Annotated in this window: 18 protein-coding genes; 3 read left to right on the top strand and 15 right to left on the bottom strand. The window is 70.9% G+C overall.

Annotated elements, in window-relative coordinates; all coding sequences use genetic code 11:
* Positions 1–3 precede the first annotated feature (3 nt).
* Positions 4–843 carry a hypothetical protein gene (locus AB0O34_RS11880; protein WP_363915324.1) on the bottom strand — a complete coding sequence of 280 codons (840 nt, stop codon included), beginning with the start codon at positions 841–843 and terminating at the stop codon, positions 4–6.
* Positions 844–1,223: 380 nt separating this feature from the next.
* On the opposite strand from AB0O34_RS11880, the gene AB0O34_RS11875 reads away from it, so the two are divergent.
* Positions 1,224–1,532: a PLDc N-terminal domain-containing protein gene (locus tag AB0O34_RS11875; RefSeq protein WP_363915323.1), complete on the top strand. Its 309-nt coding sequence runs from the start codon at positions 1,224–1,226 to the stop codon at positions 1,530–1,532.
* Between the two features lie 122 nt (positions 1,533–1,654).
* On the opposite strand, the gene ccsB is transcribed toward AB0O34_RS11875, so the two are convergent.
* The 13 genes from ccsB to AB0O34_RS11810 all read right to left on the bottom strand — a co-directional run bounded on the left by ccsB (position 1,655) and on the right by AB0O34_RS11810 (position 15,186).
* Positions 1,655–2,680, bottom strand: a complete 1,026-nt coding sequence (ccsB, locus tag AB0O34_RS11870; protein WP_363915322.1) for a c-type cytochrome biogenesis protein CcsB — start codon at positions 2,678–2,680, stop codon at positions 1,655–1,657.
* Positions 2,670–4,253 (bottom strand): cytochrome c biogenesis protein ResB, encoded by a 1,584-nt coding sequence (locus tag AB0O34_RS11865; protein WP_363915321.1) that lies wholly within the window; start codon positions 4,251–4,253, stop codon positions 2,670–2,672. The genes ccsB and AB0O34_RS11865 overlap by 11 nt, the downstream gene beginning before the upstream one ends.
* Complete coding sequence (locus AB0O34_RS11860; protein ID WP_363915320.1) at positions 4,253–4,984, bottom strand: cytochrome c biogenesis protein CcdA; 732 nt, start codon at positions 4,982–4,984, stop codon at positions 4,253–4,255. Before AB0O34_RS11860 ends, AB0O34_RS11865 begins: the two co-directional genes overlap by 1 nt.
* Before the next feature lie 18 nt (positions 4,985–5,002).
* Positions 5,003–5,581, bottom strand: coding sequence for a TlpA disulfide reductase family protein (locus tag AB0O34_RS11855; RefSeq protein ID WP_363915319.1), 579 nt, complete (start codon positions 5,579–5,581; stop codon positions 5,003–5,005).
* 89 nt (positions 5,582–5,670) lie between these two features.
* The gene (locus tag AB0O34_RS11850) at positions 5,671–6,312 is read right to left on the bottom strand and encodes a histidine phosphatase family protein (protein WP_363915318.1); all 642 of its coding nucleotides are present in this window, start codon (positions 6,310–6,312) and stop codon (positions 5,671–5,673) included.
* A 13-nt stretch (positions 6,313–6,325) separates the two neighbouring features.
* Entirely contained in the window at positions 6,326–7,297 is a 972-nt protein-coding gene (locus AB0O34_RS11845) for a LysR family transcriptional regulator (protein ID WP_363915317.1), read from the bottom strand.
* A gap of 79 nt (positions 7,298–7,376) precedes the next feature.
* Entirely contained in the window at positions 7,377–8,675 is a 1,299-nt protein-coding gene (gene hemL, locus AB0O34_RS11840; protein ID WP_363915316.1) for a glutamate-1-semialdehyde 2,1-aminomutase, read from the bottom strand.
* A 68-nt stretch (positions 8,676–8,743) separates the two neighbouring features.
* Positions 8,744–9,397 carry a bifunctional DNA primase/polymerase gene (locus AB0O34_RS11835; protein ID WP_363915315.1) on the bottom strand — a complete coding sequence of 218 codons (654 nt, stop codon included), beginning with the start codon at positions 9,395–9,397 and terminating at the stop codon, positions 8,744–8,746.
* Positions 9,398–9,479: 82 nt separating this feature from the next.
* On the bottom strand, positions 9,480–10,469 hold the full coding sequence (gene hemB, locus AB0O34_RS11830; RefSeq protein ID WP_363915314.1) for a porphobilinogen synthase: 990 nt from the start codon (positions 10,467–10,469) through the stop codon (positions 9,480–9,482).
* Between the two features lie 76 nt (positions 10,470–10,545).
* Positions 10,546–12,174 carry a uroporphyrinogen-III synthase gene (locus AB0O34_RS11825; protein WP_363915346.1) on the bottom strand — a complete coding sequence of 543 codons (1,629 nt, stop codon included), beginning with the start codon at positions 12,172–12,174 and terminating at the stop codon, positions 10,546–10,548.
* Positions 12,175–12,224: 50 nt separating this feature from the next.
* Entirely contained in the window at positions 12,225–13,157 is a 933-nt protein-coding gene (gene hemC / locus AB0O34_RS11820) for a hydroxymethylbilane synthase (protein ID WP_363915313.1), read from the bottom strand.
* Positions 13,154–14,494, bottom strand: a complete 1,341-nt coding sequence (locus AB0O34_RS11815; protein ID WP_363915312.1) for a glutamyl-tRNA reductase — start codon at positions 14,492–14,494, stop codon at positions 13,154–13,156. The genes hemC and AB0O34_RS11815 overlap by 4 nt, the downstream gene beginning before the upstream one ends.
* Positions 14,491–15,186, bottom strand: coding sequence for a redox-sensing transcriptional repressor Rex (locus AB0O34_RS11810; RefSeq protein WP_363915311.1), 696 nt, complete (start codon positions 15,184–15,186; stop codon positions 14,491–14,493). The genes AB0O34_RS11815 and AB0O34_RS11810 overlap by 4 nt, the downstream gene beginning before the upstream one ends.
* A 241-nt stretch (positions 15,187–15,427) precedes the next feature.
* Here AB0O34_RS11810 and AB0O34_RS11805 point away from each other — a divergent pair, with 241 nt between their 5' ends.
* The gene (locus tag AB0O34_RS11805) at positions 15,428–15,676 is read left to right on the top strand and encodes a glutaredoxin family protein (protein ID WP_363915310.1); all 249 of its coding nucleotides are present in this window, start codon (positions 15,428–15,430) and stop codon (positions 15,674–15,676) included.
* A gap of 16 nt (positions 15,677–15,692) precedes the next feature.
* Here AB0O34_RS11805 and AB0O34_RS11800 read toward each other — a convergent pair whose 3' ends face one another.
* The gene (locus AB0O34_RS11800) at positions 15,693–17,303 is read right to left on the bottom strand and encodes an antibiotic biosynthesis monooxygenase (RefSeq protein ID WP_363915309.1); all 1,611 of its coding nucleotides are present in this window, start codon (positions 17,301–17,303) and stop codon (positions 15,693–15,695) included.
* A gap of 229 nt (positions 17,304–17,532) precedes the next feature.
* On the opposite strand from AB0O34_RS11800, the gene AB0O34_RS11795 reads away from it, so the two are divergent.
* Complete coding sequence (locus AB0O34_RS11795) at positions 17,533–18,132, top strand: sigma-70 family RNA polymerase sigma factor (RefSeq protein WP_363915308.1); 600 nt, start codon at positions 17,533–17,535, stop codon at positions 18,130–18,132.
* The last annotated feature ends 117 nt before the right edge of the window (positions 18,133–18,249 follow it).

The raw sequence follows: 18,249 nt of genomic DNA, 5'->3' as shown, positions 1-18,249 counted from the left end.
CACCTAGATTCCGTAGCGCCGGTTGAAGAAGAGCATGACATTGAGAGCGGCGCGGGTGTCTCCATTCAGCATGTCGAGCAGCGCCGGCCGCTGCCGTGAGGCGATGGCCGCGAAGGCGTCGGCGAAGAACTCCTTGCGGCCGAGGCCACCCGGCTGCTTGTGGAACGCCGAGGCGAACAGATGCCCACATTCCTCGTAGAGGGCGACGAACTCCGGCGAGTCGGACACCCATTCGCCGGTCGCGGCATCGATGTCGTCGAGAGCGTGACCGGTCTCGTGCATCATCACGTCGGGCGTGGGCGAGGGCCGGTCGCCAACCACGATCTTGCGGTCGCCGTACGCGCCGGCGCAGACGTCCCACGTCGCCTTGCCGGAGGGCAGCGGCGCGCCCCGGAGATAGCCCATGTCGTCCAGATCGGGCACGCCGCCGGGCCCGACGTAGATGCCGTCGAGTCCGACGGCCAGGAGGGCCTTGAGGCGCTCGGGGAGCCGGGCGAGGCTGTCGACGGCACGCACCGCGTCGGCCGACGGGGGGCCGTCCACGGCGTCCCACTGGCGGTAGAGGATCTGCTCCAGCGGGCCGCAGTGCCTCAGCCCGTCGCGCAGGTCGGGTGTGTCGGGCGAGTTGGGCTGGGCCAGGGGAAGCTCGTCGTCCAGCTCGAAGTCGCGCCAGATGTACTGCGGCCGGTCGACCACGGGGGCGGTGACGGCCCGCATGGCGTCGACCCGGGGCTGCTCGCCCTCCCAGAACGCGTCGGCGCGGCTCTCGCGGCGGTTCGCCCTGCGCCCGCTGTCGCGGTAGTCCGCGCGGTCCCGCGCCGAATCCCCGCGGCCCTCCCGCAAGGACTCCGGGCGGCCATCACGGCCGTCACGACCCTCGCGGCCCTCACGGAGTGAGTCGGGCCTGCCGTCCGAGGGCTCCGGGGTGCCCTCGCGAGGGGCCTCTCCACGGCGGGGAAGGCCGTACGGCGCCTTCTGCCGCCAGCGTGGCCCTCTGCGATGGCGACCCCTGTCGCCGGAATACGCCGTCAATGCGATGGCCAGGGGGCCCGAGCGAGCGCGAACATCAGCACGCACCTCTCCCGTCCGCGAAGCGTGGTCACGGTCCACGGTACGACGAGCCCGCTCGGGAAGTCACCTGGAATGTCCTACGGGGATGGATCCGGGCGACGCTGTTACGCCCCGAAAACACGATCTACCGTCGAATGGCTTACGCTGCGGACATGCCTAGCGTGCTTCTTGGCCTGGCCCTGTTAGCCTTCTGGCTTTACTGCCTGTTCGATGTGATCACCACACCGGAGGAGGACGTAAGGAACCTCCCCAAGCTTCTGTGGGTTCTCATCGTCGTCCTCCTGGTCGACCTCGGCGGCCTTCTGTGGCTGCTGCTGGGCCGTCCCCAGAGTGAGCAGGCAGTTCAGCGGCAGCGCATGGGCCGCGCCGGCCGCCCCCGGCCCTCCGTGCCCCGTGGACCCGACGACGACCCCGACTTCCTCCGCGACCTAGACCGCCGCCTCCGCCGGGAGGACGACTGACCCCCCGCGCGTCGCCCTGACCCACAGCGACAGCACGCCCGTGCCGGCCTCATCGGCGGGCACGGGCGTCGGCGCGGCCCTCTGGTAAGGGAGCGTCGGCACTGACAGGGGACACCTAGGGGCTAGGGCACCTGCGCGTAGGAATGCAGGCCCGACAGGAAGATGTTCACACCGATCAGGTTGAACAGCAGGCAGCCGAACGCGATCAGCTGCACGATCACCGCTGCCCTGCCGCGCCACCCGGCGGTGGCCCTCGCGTGCAGGTACGCCGCGTACGCGATCCAGGTGATGAACGCCCAGACCTCCTTGGGGTCCCAGCCCCAGTAGCGGCCCCACGCCTTGTCGGCCCACAGGGCGCCCGCGATCACCGCGAACGTCCAGATCGGGAAGGCGATCACGATGGCCTGGTGGGCGACACGCTCCAGATCGTCCCGCCCGGGCAGCCGTGACGGGCCGTCCTTACGCGCCAGGAACAGGATGCCCGAGACTCCGGCGACGATGAACAGGCCGCTCGCGAAGATCGCGGCGGTGACGTGGATGGCGATCCAGTACGAGTTGAGCGCGGGCACGACCGGCCCCGCCTGCACGTGCAGGTAGCGGACGGCGAAGCCGAGCCCGAGCGCCGCCGCGACCGAGACAAAGGCCCCGAGGAACCGCACCGGCTGGCGGGCCTGCATCACCAGGAACGCGGTCACGGCGGCGAAGCAGATCGCCACCACGAACTCGTACATGTTGCCCCACGGCCAGCGGCCCACGGCGAAGCCCCGGGTGATGATGGCCCCGAGGTTGGTGGCCCACCCGAGACAGCTCAGCGCGATCGCGAGGGTGCCCGCCCGGGCGGCCCATGCGGGCGGCGTGCGGGTGCCGTCACCCGGCCCCGTGGAGCCCGTCCCGGCCCCGCCCGTACGGGCGTCGGCCGTCTGGGCGTCGGCCGTCTGGGCGTCGGCCGTCTGGGCGTCGGCCGTCTGGGCGTCGCCGGCCACGCCGACGCCGGCGGGGACGAGCTCGCGGGCCGGAGCGGCCGCCCGTGCCCGGCCGAAGCCGAGATCGAGCGCGTAGCCGATCATGGCGAGGACATACAGCAGGACGGTCGCGAGGATCAGCTGATCGCTGAGCGTGGCGAGCCCTGAGTTGACGTCAGTGGGCATCCTTTACTCCTTGACGCGAGGCGGCATCGCCGGCCTCGGGACCTCGAAGGGCCGTGACGATCTGGGAGAACTCCTCGGCGAAGCCGGGGCCGCCCTCGGTGCGCGTCAGCCCGCCGACCTCGACCTCGGTGGCCCCCTCCCCTTCCTTCACCCGCGCCCAGACCCGGCGGCGGCGAACGGTGAGGGAGAGCACGAGCCCGAGGACCGAAAGGCCCGCGGCGAGCAGGGCCGGAATCCGGCCGGGGTCATAGGCGATCTGGAGGCTGATCCATTCGCGCACGCCGGTGAGCTGGATGGACCCGGCGCCGCCGGGCAGCGGGAGGGTCTCGCCGACGCCCAGCGGCTTGGTGTTGAGCCCCATGACCAGGGGCTTGAGCTTCTTGGTGTCGAGCTGGTAGACCGACTGCGGCTGCCCCGACTTCATCCCGAGGTCGCCGGAGAAGGCGAACACCTGGGCCGTCGGGTTGGCGGCGCCGGGGAAGACCGAGACGTAGGAGCCGTCCTGCGCGGGCACGGTGGTCGGCAGGAAGCGCACCAGGAACCCGAGCTGGTCGGGCACGGCGTCCGGCACCTTGATCACGCACTCGGACGTGTAGGTCATCTGGTCGGCGGTAAGGCAGGGCACCGCCCCCTCGAAGGCCACCTGCCCCTTCCCGTCGAGGACCTTGAAGCTGGGCGCGTACCCGTGGCCGATCAGGTAGGTCTGGGTGCCGTTGACGTCCAGCGGCTCGTTCACCCGCAGGTCGTACGGCCGCTCACGCCCCCCTGGGCGGTCGGTCACCATGAGCTTGGCGGAGAAGTCGAGTGGCTGCCCGCGCCGGTCCCCGGTGGCGACGTAGGTGGCCTGGAAGTCCGAGAGCGTGAAGGAGAACGGCTCCAGCGACTCGGCCGACACGTTCTGGCCGGGGATGTACCTGTCGTAGGCGGCGACGGTGTTGGCGAAGCCGTTCCCCTCGACGAGCAGCACGTTGCCCCGGTAGCCGTACAGACCGCCCGCGCCGACCGCGACCAGCAGGGCGAGCAGGGCGACGTGGAACAGCAGGTTGCCGGTCTCGCGCAGGTAGCCCTTCTCGGCGGACACCCAGCCGGGCCCGGTCACCGTGCGGAAGCGCTTCTTCCTGAGCTGGGCGACGATCGCCTCCACCGTGGCGCCGGGGGCCTCGAAGGACGCGTGCTGGGGAAGCCGGGAAAGGTTGCGCGGGGCTGCGGGTGGCGTGCGCCTGACCTCGCGCAGGTGGGCCGCCGCCCGGGGGATGACGCACCCGGCCAGCGAGAGGAACAGCAGCAGGTAGGTCGCCGCGAACCACGGCGAGGTGAAGACGTCGAAGAGCCCGAGACGGTCGAGCCACTTCGCCGCGCCGGGGCTGTCCTTAAAGTACTGCGCGACCTTCTCGGGGCTGATCGACCGCTGCGGGTAGATCGAGCCGGGCACGGACGCGAGCGCGAACAGGAACAGCAGGATCAGCGCCGTGCGCATCGAGGTGAGCAGGCGCCAGGCCCAGCGCAGCCAGCCCACCGGCCCGAGACCGGCCGGGCGCACCGGGTCCGCCCGGACCTCCTGGGTGAATGTCATCAGATCACCGGCTCGAATCCGCCCACCCAGCCCTGCATGCCGGCGATGATCTGGCCCCAGAGGCCGGTCACCAGCAGCACGCCGACGAGGACGAGCATGGCGCCTCCGACGCGGGTGATGAGCTGGGAGTGGCGGCGCACCGCCTTGAACGTGTGGAGCGCCCTGCGGTAGGCGAGGGCCGCGAGGATGAACGGCAGGCCGAGGCCCAGCGCGTACGCGAAGGCCAGCATCGCGCCCCGCACCGCGCTGGCCTGGTCGAGCGACAGCGTCAGCACCGCGGACAGCGTGGGGCCGATGCACGGCGTCCAGCCGAGGCCGAACACGACGCCGAGCAGGGGCGCGCCCGCCATCCCGGCGGCGGGGAAGCGGTGGATGCGCACGTCACGCTGCAGGCCGGGGATCAGGCCGAGGAAGCCGAGGCCGAGCACGATCGTGAGGCCGCCGAGCACGCGGGTGACCACCTCGGCGTTGCCGAACAGCATCGCCCCGAGGCCGCCGAACAGCGCGCCCCCCAGCACGAAGACCAGCGAGAAGCCGAGCACGAACAGGGCGCTGCCCGCCACCATGCGCCCGCGCCTGGGGTCGCCGCTCATGCCGGTGACGTACGACAGGTATCCGGGGACCAGCGGCAGCACGCACGGCGAGAGGAACGACACCAGCCCGGCCGCGATCGCGACGGGCAGGGCGACGATCAGCGAGCCGGCCGCGACGGTGGTCGCGAGGTCGCTCACGGCGCACCCACGTGGTCGTTACTTCTCATCGCCGACCTTGGTGACCACGTCGTAGAGGTCTGCGTACTTGACCTCTCCGAGGGCACGGGCGGCGACCCTGCCCTGCCGGTCGAGGACCAGCGTGGAGGGGATCGCCGCGGGGTTGACCATGCCGTGGAACGCGAGCGCGACCTTGCCCGGCTGGTCGTACAGGCTGGGGTAGCCGGGCTGCTGCGTGCGCTGGAAGGCAATGGCCTGCGCCTTGTCGTCCTTGAAGTCGACGCCGAGGAACTGGACGCCGAGGTCCTTGGTCTTGGCGGCGATGTCCTTGAGCACCGGGGCCTCGCTGCGGCAGGGCGCGCACCAGGAGGCCCAGAAGTTGAGTACCACGACCCGGCCCTTGTGGTCGGCGAGGCTCGCGGGGGTGCCTTCCAGCGTCTCCCCCTGGATCGCCGGGGCGGCCTGGCGCTGCCCGGCCGGGAAGAGCTGTACCGCGCCGTTGCCCGCCACGAAGCGCGTGTCGCCGGACTGGGGCTGCGATCCCTGGGTTCCGGCGCAGCCCGCGAGAGCCGTCATGGCCAGCACCATGGTGACGAGGGCACGTGACTTCGCGGACACGGAGGAGGATCTCCTTGCACTACAAGCGGTAGAGCTTCAAACCCTACCGAGCGCACCGCGCGCCCTCGAAATCGGGGCGGCACCGGTGACTACCGACGTTTGGCCGGTTTGAGCAGTTTAGGCGGTTTGATGAGCGCCCCTGCCGGTTCGCTGTATCCCACGCTCGTCAGCCGGTCGCCCTCGAAGGTGAAGCTGGTGAGGCTCGCGAGCGCGCACTGGCGCCGGCGGGGGTCGTGCGCCAGCCTGCGGCCCTCCGCGGCGAGCCGGATGATCCAGATCGGGAGCTGGTGGCTGACCAGGACGACCTCGTGCCCCCGCGCGTCCGCACGCGCGTCGTCGATCATCGGCCGCATGCGCTTCACGATGTCGACGTACGGCTCGCCCCAGGAGGGCCGGGTGGGGTTCCACAGGTGGCGGTAGTTGCGGGGCGCCCGGAACATGCCGCCGACGGCCAGGCCCTCGAAGACGTTGTCCGCCTCGATCAGCCTGTCGTCGGTCTTGATCGGGAGCTCCAGCGTCGTCGCGAGCGGGGTGGCCGTCTCCTGGGCGCGCTCCAGAGGGGAGCTGTACAGCGCGACTATGTCGCGGCCGGCGAGCGCCTTGGCCACCATCTCGGCCATCAAGCGGCCGTTCTCGGAGAGGTGATATCCGGGCAACCTGCCGTAAAGCAGACCCTGGGGATTGTGCACCTCTCCATGGCGGAGCAGGTGAACAACGGTGCTTTCAGTCATGACGGACACCAGCCTACTGGGCCAAGGGGGCCGTCGCATGACCTGACGTGGCGGACCTGCCGACATCAGCGGAGACGGACAGCAGCCCCGAGGGCGGGCTCACCTGCCGCAGCACCTCGACGGCCGCGCGGATCGCCGGGCGCCGGGCGGCGTCCGTACGCCACAGCGCGAAGATGCGGCGGGTCGGGCGCGGCAGTATCGGCACCGCCCGGACATCGGCCGGCAGGACGTCCCTGCCGAGGCGCGGCACGATGGCACAGCCGTGCCCGGCTCCGACCAGGGCGATCTGCGTGGGGTACTCGTCGGCCATGCACGAGAACTCCGGCTCCAGCGACGCCGTCCTCAGCGTGAACACCAGCCAGTCGTGGCAGACGGTGCCCGGTGAGGAGCTGATCCACCGCTCGCCGTGCAGCTCGGACAGGTCGATCTCGCGCCGGTCGGCCAGAGGGTGACTCGCGGGCACCACCACGTCGGCCACGTCGTCGAAGAGCGGAACGCGCGAGAGCCCCTCGGGGATGGCCATCGGACGGTTCAGCCAGTCCTGGACCAGGGCGAGGTCCAGCTCGCCCCTGGCCACCTCGCGGATCTGCCGCTCGGGCTCGCGCTCGTAGAGCACGAGGTCGAGATCGGGGTGGCGGTGCTTGAGCTCCCTCAGCGCGCCGGGGAGCACGCCCCGGGCGGCGGTGGGGAACGCGGCGATCGACAGGCGCCCGACAACCGTGCCGCGCAGCGCCTCGAAGTCGGCCTCCGCGGTCTCCACCAGCGCCAGGATGCGCTCGGCGTGCTCGGCGAGCAGGCCGGCGGCATCGGTGAGCCTCACCCCGCGCCCGCTGCGCTCGATCAGCGTGGAACCGGTCTCGCGTTCGAGCTTGGCGAGCTGCTGGGAGATCGCCGACGGTGTCACCATGAGCGCCTCGGCGGCGGCGCCGACCGAACCGTACACGGCGACGGCGTGCAGGGCCTTCAGGCGGTGGAGATCCAGCATATAGCGATGCTAAACGATTAATCGCTGTAAGTCCCGCCCGAGCTGAAGGGTCATTCCATACGGGCTCAGTACCGAGCTGTCAGTCCTGGGCCGAAGCGGCGGCTTTCGCGGCGGCGGGCAGGGCCTCGGCCACCCGGGTGAGCGCCTCCTCGTCGTGCGCCGCCGACAGGAACCACGCCTCGTACGCCGACGGCGGCAGGTAGACGCCCTGGTCGAGCATGGAGTGGAAGAACGCGCGGTACGCCGAGGTGTTCTGGGTGCGGGCGCCGGAGAAGTCGGTGACCGCGTCGGCCGTGAAGAAGATCGAGAACAGGTTGCCGGCCGTCTGCAGCCGGTGGGGCACCCCGGCGGTGGCCAGGGCGTCCGACGCGGCGCGGCCGATGATCAGGGCCGCCGCGTCCACCCGGTCGTACACCTCGTCGTCGCAGGCCCGCAGGGTGGCGAGACCGGCGGCACAGGCCAGGGGGTTACCCGAGAGAGTGCCCGCCTGGTAGACCGGGCCCTCCGGCGCGAGCCGGTCCATGACCTCGGCCCGCCCGCCGAACGCCGCGGCCGGCAGCCCGCCACCCATGACCTTGCCGAACGTCATCAGGTCGGCGTCCACCGGGTCCAGGCCGTACCAGCCGGAGGCGGAGACCCGGAAGCCCGTGAGGACCTCGTCCATGATGAGAAGGGCGCCCCTGGCCGTGCACAGCTCGCGCAGCAGGGCGTTGAACCCGGGGTTCGGCGGCACCACGCCCATGTTGGACGGGCAGGCCTCGGTGATCACGCACGCGATCTCGTCGCCGTACGCCTCGAACGCCTCGGTGACCGCCTCGGGCGAGTTGTACGGCAGGACGATCGTGTCGGCCGCCGACGCGCCGGTCACACCGGGGGTGTCGGGCAGCCCGAAGGTGACCACACCCGAGCCCGCGGAGGCGAGCAGCGCGTCCACGTGCCCGTGGTAGCACCCGGCGAACTTGACGACGCGCGAGCGCCCGGTGAAGCCGCGCGCCAGCCGTACCGCCGACATGGTGGCCTCGGTGCCGGAGCTGACCAGCCGGACCTTCTCGACCGGGTCGACCCGGGAGACGATCTCCTCCGCCAGCTCGACCTCACCGGGCGTGGCCGTGCCGAAGGACATGCCGCGTGACAGGGCCTCGGTGAGCGCCTCCACCACGGCGGGGTGCCGGTGGCCGAGGATCATCGGGCCCCAGGAGCAGACTAGGTCGACGTAGCGGTTGCCGTCGACGTCGACGATGTAGGGGCCGTCGCCGGACTCCATGAACCTCGGGGTGCCGCCGACGGCGCCGAAGGCGCGCACCGGCGAGTTGACGCCTCCCGGGACCACGGCCCGGGATCGCTCGAACAGGTCCTCTGAGATCTTCGTAAGGCTCACGCGTCAAGGTTAGTCCCCGCGACGCCAGGCCGGTCGGCCGAGTCGGGGCCGGGGGTGAGCGCGACGGCTCAGTCGATCGCGTCGGCCAGCCGGTCGAGGACGTGCAGGGGGTCGGGGAGCGGACGCCCGTCGGGGGGCCGCAGCCAGCGGGCCTGGCTGCCGTCGGCCAGCGACGACGGCGGGGCGAGGACGTAGCTGTCACGGCAGTGCCAGCGGAGCCCAGGGGAGTCCTCTATGGTCTCGGGGCCGTAGTCGAGGTGGCAGGACCACCACTCGTCCTCGTCCTCGGGAGCGCCTCGCGTGGCGACGTAAAAAAGGACCCGGTCGCCGCCTGCGGCAACCGGGCCCGTCGCGAAGCCAGAGGCCTCCATGGCGGCGAGGGCCGTCTGGCCCGCCGCCGCGGGTACGTCGAACACGTCGAACACCCTGCCCGTGGGAAGGATCACGCTGGCCTCGGGATTCTGCTCCCACCACCGGGTGAGCAGCGCGGCGTCCGTGGTCGCCATCATCTGCCAGGCCGGCGAGAGCGGATGCGCCCCCGGGTCGGGACAGCCGACGCGGTCGCACGAACAGGCCCGCCGTCCCTCACGCAGTGGGTGGGCGCCCAGGCAGCTCGCCCACCCCAGCTCGGCATACTCGAGCACCGAGGCGATCGTCTGCGCTTTCGCATGAGAACGCCCTCGCCTTTTCGCCCGGCGAGCCGTCAGCGGTACCCCCACCATCGTGTTCCTCCCCCACCCTGCCTTTCCCCGATGATGCCCGATGGCGACCTCGTAAGGTGACCCGACCCCCGGAAATGGCCCGTCAGGATAGTCTCCTGGCCACTTCAGTAGCCCAATAGGTGAGGATCATGTCAGCCCCGGCCCGCCTGATGGCGATGAGCGACTCCATGATGATGCGCTCGCGGTCGATCCAGCCGTTCGCCGCCGCCGCCTCGACCATGGCGTACTCGCCGCTCACCTGGTAGGCCGCCACGGGCACGTCGACGGTGTCACGCACCTGCCGCAGGATGTCCAGGTAGGCCAGCGCGGGCTTGACCATGACGGCGTCCGCGCCCTCGGCCAGATCGAGGCGTACCTCACGGAGCGCCTCGCCCACCGGGCCGGCGGGATCCTGCTGGTAGCCGCTGCGGTCACCGAACTGCGGGGCGCACTCGGCGGCCTCCCTGAACGGCCCGTAGAAGGCCGAGGCGTACTTCGCCGAGTACGCGAGGATCGGGATGTGCGAGAAGCCGTTGGTGTCCAGCGCGGCGCGGATCGCGCCGACCTGGCCGTCCATCATGCCGCTGGGGGCGATCACCTCGGACCCGGCCGTGGCCTGGGCGACCGCCACCGACGCGTAGCGCTCAAGGGTCGCGTCGTTGTCGACCTCGCCGTCGGCGGTGAGGATGCCGCAGTGCCCGTGGTCGGTGAACTCGTCGAGGCAGGTGTCGCTCATCACCACGATGGAGTCGCCGAGGTCGGCGCGCAGGTCTCCGAGGGCCAGCTGGACGATGCCCTCGGGGTCGTCGCCCGCCGATCCCCTGGCGTCCTTGACGGCCGGGATCCCGAAGATCATGAGCGCGCCCACGCCCGCCTCGACGGCGTCGTGGGCGGCCTTGCGCAGCGAGTCGCGCGTGTGCTGGAACACGCCGGGCATCGACGTGACCGGCTGGGGGTCGCTCACGCCCTCCTTGACGAACATCGGCAGCACCAGCTCGGCCGGGTGCAGCCGGGTGCCCGCCACCATGCGGCGGACCGGCGCGGTGCGCCGCAGCCTCCGAGGCCGTGCCACCGGAAACTCCGCGTTGCTCATCCTGTCTCCCCTCCCCGACCCTGTCCCGGATCTCGCGTACGCGCGAGGCGCGACGATGGGGAAATCGACTGTTCGGTTATTTGGCCCGGCGGCGAGCACCCCTGCGCGTCTGCGAGGGCCGCCGGGGGACGTCACCGGCCGCGACGGCCGCCTGACGCTGCTTGGCACCGTACTCCGCGAGCGCGGACGCCAGCGCCGAGGCCGACGGGTTGTCGGCCATGATGTCGACCCGCAGGCCGAACTCCTCGGCGGTCTTGGCGGTTTGCGGACCGATCACCGCGATCACCGTGACGTTGTGCGGCTTGCCCGCGATGCCGACGAGGTTCCTGACCGTGCTGGACGAGGTGAACAGCACGGCGTCGAAGCCGCCGCCCTTGATCGCCTCGCGGATCGGCGCGGGCGGCGGGGCCGCCCGTACGGTGCGGTAGGCGGTCACGTCGTCGCACTCCCAGCCGAGCTCGGTGAGCCCGGCGATGAGCGTCTCGGTCGCGATGTCCGCCCTGGGTAGCAGGACCCGGTTGATCGGGTCGAGCATGGAGTCGTACGGCGGCCACTCGGCCAGCAGCCCCTCGGAGGAGTGCTCGCCCACGGGCACGAGGTCGGGCTTGACCCCGAACTCGACCAGCGCCTTCGAGGTCGCCTCGCCGACGGCCGCGACCTTCAGCCCGGCGAAAGCCCGCGCGTCGAGGCCGTACTCCTCGAACTTCTCCCTGATCGCCTTGACGGCGTTGGCCGAGGTGAAGGCCACCCACTCGTAGCGGCCGGTCACCAGGCCCTTGATGGCGCGGTCCATCTGCTGGGGGGTGCGCGGCGGCTCCACGGAGATCGTCGGCACCTCCTCGGGCACCGCGCCGTACGACCGGAGCTGCTCGGACAGCCCGGCCGCCTGCTCCTTGGTGCGCGGGACGAGGACGCGCCAGCCGAACAGCGGCTTGTTCTCGAACCACGACAGCCGGTCGCGCGTGCCGACGGCCTCGCCCACGACGATCAGCGCGGGCTCGGCGATGCCGGCGTGCTTGAGGTCGGCGGCGAGCCTGCCGAGCGAGGACACCACGGTGTACTGCTCGGTCGTGGTGCCGCTCTGGGTCACGGCCACCGGAGTGGTGTCGGGCTTGCCCCCGGCGATGAGCGCCTTGCCGATCGCGACCGCCTCGGCGATGCCGTTGTAGATCACCACCGTGCCCGCGGAAGCGGCGTGGACGGACCAGTCGTCGACCTGGGTGGCGTCCACGATGCGGAACTCCGGCACCGCCACGGCCGGCGCGATGCCCGCGTAGGTGAGCACCGCCGTCGCCGGCGGCACGCCCGGGACGATCTCGAAGTCGACGTCCGCCTTGGCGCAGGCCGCCACCTCCTCGGTGACCGAGGAGAAGAAGCCGGGATCTCCCGCGCACAGCCGCACTACCCGGCACCCCGCCTTGGCCTCCTGGACGGCCTTCAGCGACACCGCGCCCGTGTCCTCCGCGACGTCCACGATCTTGACGTCCTCGGGGCAGTGGCGCAGCAGTGCCCCGTACGCCTCCTTGTCCAGGACGACGACGTCGGCCCGTGACAGCAGGTCGGCGCCACGCAGGGTGAGGAGGTTCTCGTCACCCGGCCCGGCCCCCACGAAGGCGACGAACCCGGCGCGGCGCTCGCCGGCCGTCTCCGTGGCGCCCGTCGTGGCGGGCCTCCTCTCCACGGCCTCGCCGCTCTCATCCGTCATGGTGTCGGCCGTCATGGTGTCGGCCGTCTTGCCGGTCTTGCTTCCGGAGCTCAATGGGTCCGCTCCCCCATCAACATGCCGGCCCCCTCGGAGATCATGGCGGTCGCGAGTTCGCGTCCGAGCTCCATGGCTGCCGAGGGATCACCGGCGGTGGACTTGCGCACCGACCGCGTGCCATCGAAGGCGACCACGGCGGCGGTCAGGTTGAGAATGTGCCCGTCATCGGCCGCGTACGCACCTACAGGCGCGCTGCAGCCGGCTTCCAGGGTGGCGAGCACGGCACGCTCGGCGGTGACCGCGGCGCGTGTGCGCGGGTCGTCGAGCACGCCGAGCAGGTCGATCATGGCCGCGTCGCCGGCGCGGCACTCGACCGCGAGCGCCCCCTGGCCCGGCGCGGGAAGCATCTCGGAGACTTCGAAGAGCTGGGAGATCTCGGCCTCGCGCCCGATGCGGCCGAGCCCGGCGGCGGCCAGCACGATGGCCCGCAACTCTCCGGAGGTCACCTTGCCTATGCGGGTGTCGGCGTTGCCGCGGATCGGGACGTACTCGAGATCGGGCCGCAGCACGCGCAGCTGGGCCACGCGGCGCGGCGAACCGGTGCCCACCTGGTCGCCGGGCGCCAGGTCGGCCAGCTTTGCGGAACCGACGAGCGCGTCCCTCGGGTCGTCCCGCGGCGGGATGGCCGCGATCACCACGCGGGGATCAGGCTTGGTCGGAAGATCCTTGAGGGAGTGGACCGCGAAGTCGATCTCGCCCTCGATGAGCTTGTCGCGAAGGGCGCTGACGAACACGCCGGTGCCGCCGAGCTGCGCCAGGTGCGTCCTGGTGACGTCGCCGAAGGTCGTGACGCCGACGAGCTCCACAGGGCGCCCCGTCAGCTCGGTGAGCCGGTCGGCCACGAGCTGCGACTGGGTGGTCGCCATCAGGCTCCGCCGCGTGCCCAGCCGGACGACGCCCCGCGCCGTGATCAGGCCCTCGGTCATGCCTCCTCCTCGCCGGCTCGACCGGTCAAGTCGGTCTCCACCTCGGCCACGTCGGCTCTGGTCACTGCCTCGGGCACCTTCGGGTTCAGGTCGAACAGCTCGCGCAGCGCCTCAGCATAATGATCGCCCGCTGGAGACGCCGCCAACCGCTTGACACGCACAGTCGGCTCGTGGAGCAGTTTGTCCACGACCCTGCGGACGGTCTGGGAGATCTCGCCCCGCAACCGCCCGTCGATCTCGGGCACCCGCGTGACCAGGCGTCCCAGCTCGGCCTCGACGACGTCCGCCGCCTTGGCCCGCAGCGCCACCACGGTCGGCGTGACCTTGGCCGCGCGCTCGGCCCTGAGGTACTCGCATACCTCGGCGGCCACGATGGACCGGACCGCGACGACGTCGTCCGAGCCGCCCTGGCCCTGCTCCCCGAGCCCGGCCTCCTGCATCGACTCGAGGTCGACGAGCGTGACGCCCGGAAGCGTGCGCACGCCCGGGTCCACGTCGTGCGGGAGCGCGAGATCGAGCAGGAAGAGCGGCCTCTCACGTGCAGCTCTCGCCACCATGTCGGTGCCGATGACAACGCTACCTGCTCCTGTGCAGGAGATGACCAGGTCGGCGCCCGCCAGCTCGCGCTCGACCTCCGCCAGCTCGACGGCACGGCCGCCGACGGTCTGGGCCAGGCGGGCGGCGCGCTCGAAGGTGCGGTTGGCGACCACGATGTCGGTGACCCCGGCGCGGACGAGCGTCGCTGCGGACAGCGCGCTCATCGACCCGGCGCCCACTACGAGCGCCCGCCTGCCGGCGATCGGGCCGAGGACCCGCTCGGCGAGGGTGAGGCCGACGCCGACGAGGGAGGCGCCCGCCCGGTCGATGCCGGTCTCGGTGTGGGCGCGCTTGCCGACGCGGAGCGCCTGCTGGGCCAGCTCGTTGAGCGTCGTGCCGGCGGTGCCCTGCTCCTGGGCCAGCCGCAGCGACTGGCGGACCTGGCCAAGGATCTGCCCCTCGCCCACCACCATCGAGTCGAGACCGCAGGCCATCGTGAACAGGTGCTCGACGACGCGGTCCTCGTAGTGGACGTACAGGTGGCGGGTCAGCTGGTCCTGGGGGACCCCGGAATGGTCGCTGAGAAGGTCGGTGACGGCGGTGACACCGCCGTGGAAGCGGTCGACGTCGGCGTAGACCTCGACCCGGTTGCACGTGGAGACGATCATCACCTCGGACACGTGCGCGTGGCTCTGGATGTCGTGCAGCAGCTTGACCAGGGCGTCACCGGTCACCGCCACCCGTTCGAGCAATGCCACCGGCGCGGTCCTGTGGCTGAGACCAACCGCGAGTAGGCTCATGCGTCCATCGCCTCGGCCCAGTCTCCAGCCATCATGGGGCTCCCTGTTTCGCGATCCGCTTTGCGCTGCTCATGAAACGCAAGGATTTGCAGTTCGGTCGAGAGATCGACCTTGCGGACATCGACTCCGTCAGGCACTGTCAGCACGACGGGGGCGAAGTTCAAGATACTCGTGATCCCCGCGGCGATGACCCTGTCGGCCACCTGCTGCGCCGCCGTCGCGGGCGTGGCGATCACCACGATGGAGACGCCCCGCTTGTCGATCACGCTTTCGAGCTGGTCTATGTGGTCCACGGCCATCCCGACGAGGCGCTCGCCGACCACGCCGTTGTCGGCGTCGAACAGCGCGGCCACCCGGAAGCCGCGGGAGACGAACCCGCCGTAGTTCGCCAGCGCCCGTCCGAGGTTGCCCACCCCGACGATGGCCACGGCCCAATCTTGGGTGAGGCCCAGCTCGCGGGAGATCTGGTAGATCAGGTATTCCACGTCATAGCCGACGCCGCGCGTGCCGTACGACCCGAGGTGCGACAGGTCCTTGCGCAGCTTGGCGGAGTTGACTCCGGCCGCGACCGCGAGATCCTCCGAGCTGACCGTGGCCGTGCCCCGCTCCGCGAGCCCGTTCAGCGCGCGCAGGTAGAGCGGCAGCCTCGCGACGGTCGCATCGGGGATGCCACGCTCACGCGCTTGGGACATGCGGCGTATCACTTGGCCGGTACTCCAGGGGACGGGCGGCCGGTGCGCCCCGGCCGCGCTCGCGGTTGACGGATGTCGAGGAGAGGGCGCAGGCATCCAGGTTAGTACCTTTGTGAAGCTATGCACAAAGTGCGTGTGCGCACTCTCGGGTGTCAACTTTCCCAGGTAGGGGTGGCGGTACGGGATCCGGCCCTCTGACTGTGAGCCATGACACGGCCGGTGGGGCCGTTAGGCTGGGCTCATGGCTCCGCGAGACCACACGATCACTCTGCTCGGCAAGCCCGGGTGCCACCTCTGCGACGACGCCAGGGCCGTCATCCAGCGCGTGGCCGCCGATCTCGGGGTCTCCTGGGACGAGCGCGACATCACCCTCTCCGAGGACGACCAGAAGGCCTACTGGGAGATGATCCCCGTCACGCTGATCGACGGCGTGCAGCACGACTTCTGGCGCGTCGACGAGACCCGCCTGCGCGCCGCCCTGACCGTCTAGTCAGGCCTTCACCTTCTCAGACGCGGAACGCCGTGGGCAGCGGCACCACCTTGGCGGCGTTGACGTTCAGCTCTATGACGTTGGCCGCGAGCACGTGGGCCACCCGCTCGCGGGCGAAGCGCTCCATGTGCGCCTGGCGCTGGTGCTCGGTGAACGCCACCTCGTCGCGGTAGAGCTCGTACACGATGCGCTGGAGGGGCGCCGACTTGACCGCGTGGCAGATGAAGATCAGCGTGTCGGGCTCGCTGCGGCGTACGGCCTCCACGGTCTCCTCGGCGAGGCGGTCGAACGCCTCGCCGGCCCCGTCCATCAGCGTGAAGACGGTGAGCAGGCCGTAGATGCTCGGTGAGGGCCTGACCGAGCCCGAGGACGCGAGCGGCACGTCGGCGCGGTGCCCGGAGGTGGCGGCCTGGTCCGGGCTTCCGAACGGCGGCCGGAGCTCGTTGCCGGGGAACAGCGCGCCGGTGGCGGGCATGGAGAACTCCTGCTGCCCTGGCGCGCGGTGCGATCCGTTCTGCCCCGGGTAGGCCGGGTCGGACGCCCCGGGGAGGGGGTTCTGAGCGTGCCGCGACCCGGGCTGGCCTGGCATGTTGGACCCCACCACGCCGAGGCCGGGCGCACCCTGCCCTGGGAGCCCTTGGCCAGGAAGCCCCTGCCCGGGAAGGCCGGCGGCCCCGTCCGGGGCTATGAACTCGCCGGTCCTCGGCCCGCCGAAGGCGCCGAACCCGCCGGACGGCTGCTGCATGCGGGCGGCGAAGTCCACGTCCCCCTGGTCGCCCGCGCGGTACTCCGCCACGAGGTCGCCGAGGCCGGAACGTCGCGGAGGCGGTGGCGAGGCGGCGGCGGGGGTGGCGGGCAGGGGCCCGGACTCGTACGCGGCCTCGGGAGCCTGGCGGCGAGGAGGAGGGCGCTCGTCGTCCCAGTCATCGTCGTCGGAGCCGTCCCGCTCCTCGTCGTACGGCGCGAGCGGGCGGGCGACGGCGTACCAGACGGCCCCGACCATGAGCGTGATCACGAGCGCCGCGAAGACGCCGGGGATCGCGAAGCGGACGGCGCCCACCAGGGCGAGGCCGGGCGGCGCCAGGACCACGCCCGCGTGCATGTTGTCGGCGTCGAGGTCGTCGCCCCCACGCCAGCGCAGCACCGCCAGGATGAGGCAGCCGATCAGGATCAGGTACGTGAGGCCGTGGGCGGCGTTCAGCAGGGACGTCGGGATGATCGTCCAGTGCGTTTCGCCGAGCGGCAAGGTGTAGGCGAATTTGTCCGGCTCGCTGATCGGGTCGAGGATCAGGATCACGATCGTGATCAGCGTGAAGGCGATGCCGAGGAGCCAGGCGGCGAACTTCGCCGGCGCCTTCTGCGCGAGCAGCTGGATCATGCCGATGGCGAGCCAGAACGGCGCCAGGAAGGCTCCGGTGATCTGGTAGACGCGGAACGTCACGGGCCCGAACTTCATCAGGTGCCCGACGGCGACCGCGCCGAGCGCCAGGCAGAGCGCGGACGTGGTGATGGTCCAGGCGATCAGCCAGCCGCTCCGTTCGTCCCGGAGACGTCCGACCAGGATGCCAGTGGTGATGGCGGCGAACAGAGCACCGGCGAAGGCGGTGACGGCAACGAGGACTTCCATGATGGCCCAACTCTGCCGGACATTACCTCCAAACCGGTAGCTGATGCCCGAAGTGCCACATGACTCCTGTTACGCGTGGTAGTTACTGAGGCAAAGTGGATTGTGTAATTTCCCGATGATTTCTAGAGTGTTCGAGCACGCACGCGCCCTTCCCTTTCCTCCCCAGGGATACCGGATGTCGAACTCTTGGTCGGTCGCCGGGCTTTCCCCTCCAGGATCGGCCGACACAGTGAACCCCACGCGCGCCGCCGCTGACCAGCGGGAGCGCCCCTCCCCGGAGATCGACGAGCTCCGGAGAGTCGTCCTCCGCGCCAAAACCGGCGACGCCGACGCCTTCGCGGCGTTGTACGACCGGTACGTCGATCTTGTGTACCGCTATGTCTACTTCCGGGTGGGCTGCCACGCCCTCGCGGAAGATCTGACCAGCGAGACTTTCCTGCGCGCGCTGCGGCGCATCGCCGACTTCACCTGGCAGGGCAGGGACTTCGGGGCGTGGCTGGTGACGATCGCCAGGAACCTGGTGACCGACCACTTCAAGTCCGCCCGCTACCGCATGGAGGTCTCCACCGCCGAGGTGCTGGACACCCCGATGGACGGCCCGCACATCCCCGAGAACGCCGTGGTCACGACCATGATCAACGAGCGCATCCTGCGCGCGGTGCGCGATCTCGGCCCCGAACAGCAGGAATGCGTGGTTCTGCGCTTCCTGCACGGAATGTCGCTCGCCGAGACGGCGCTGATCATGGGAAAGAAGAGCGGCGCGATCAAGGCCCTGCAGTTCCGCGCGATCCGCGCCCTGGCCAGGGCACTCCCGGACGACCTGAGTTGATCTATGGTGACGCTCATGAGGAATCCGGAGTGAGCCGGGCGGCCGTAACCTGAAGGCTCCCCGCATCGTTGGGCAAGTAGCACCTATGGATCATCGTAGTGCGCGCGGCAGGGAGCT

It is taken from the genome of Sphaerisporangium sp. NPDC088356 (assembly GCF_040685555.1).
In the GTDB taxonomy this organism is placed as follows: domain Bacteria; phylum Actinomycetota; class Actinomycetes; order Streptosporangiales; family Streptosporangiaceae; genus Sphaerisporangium.
This window is presented reverse-complemented; position numbering and strand designations above follow the sequence as displayed.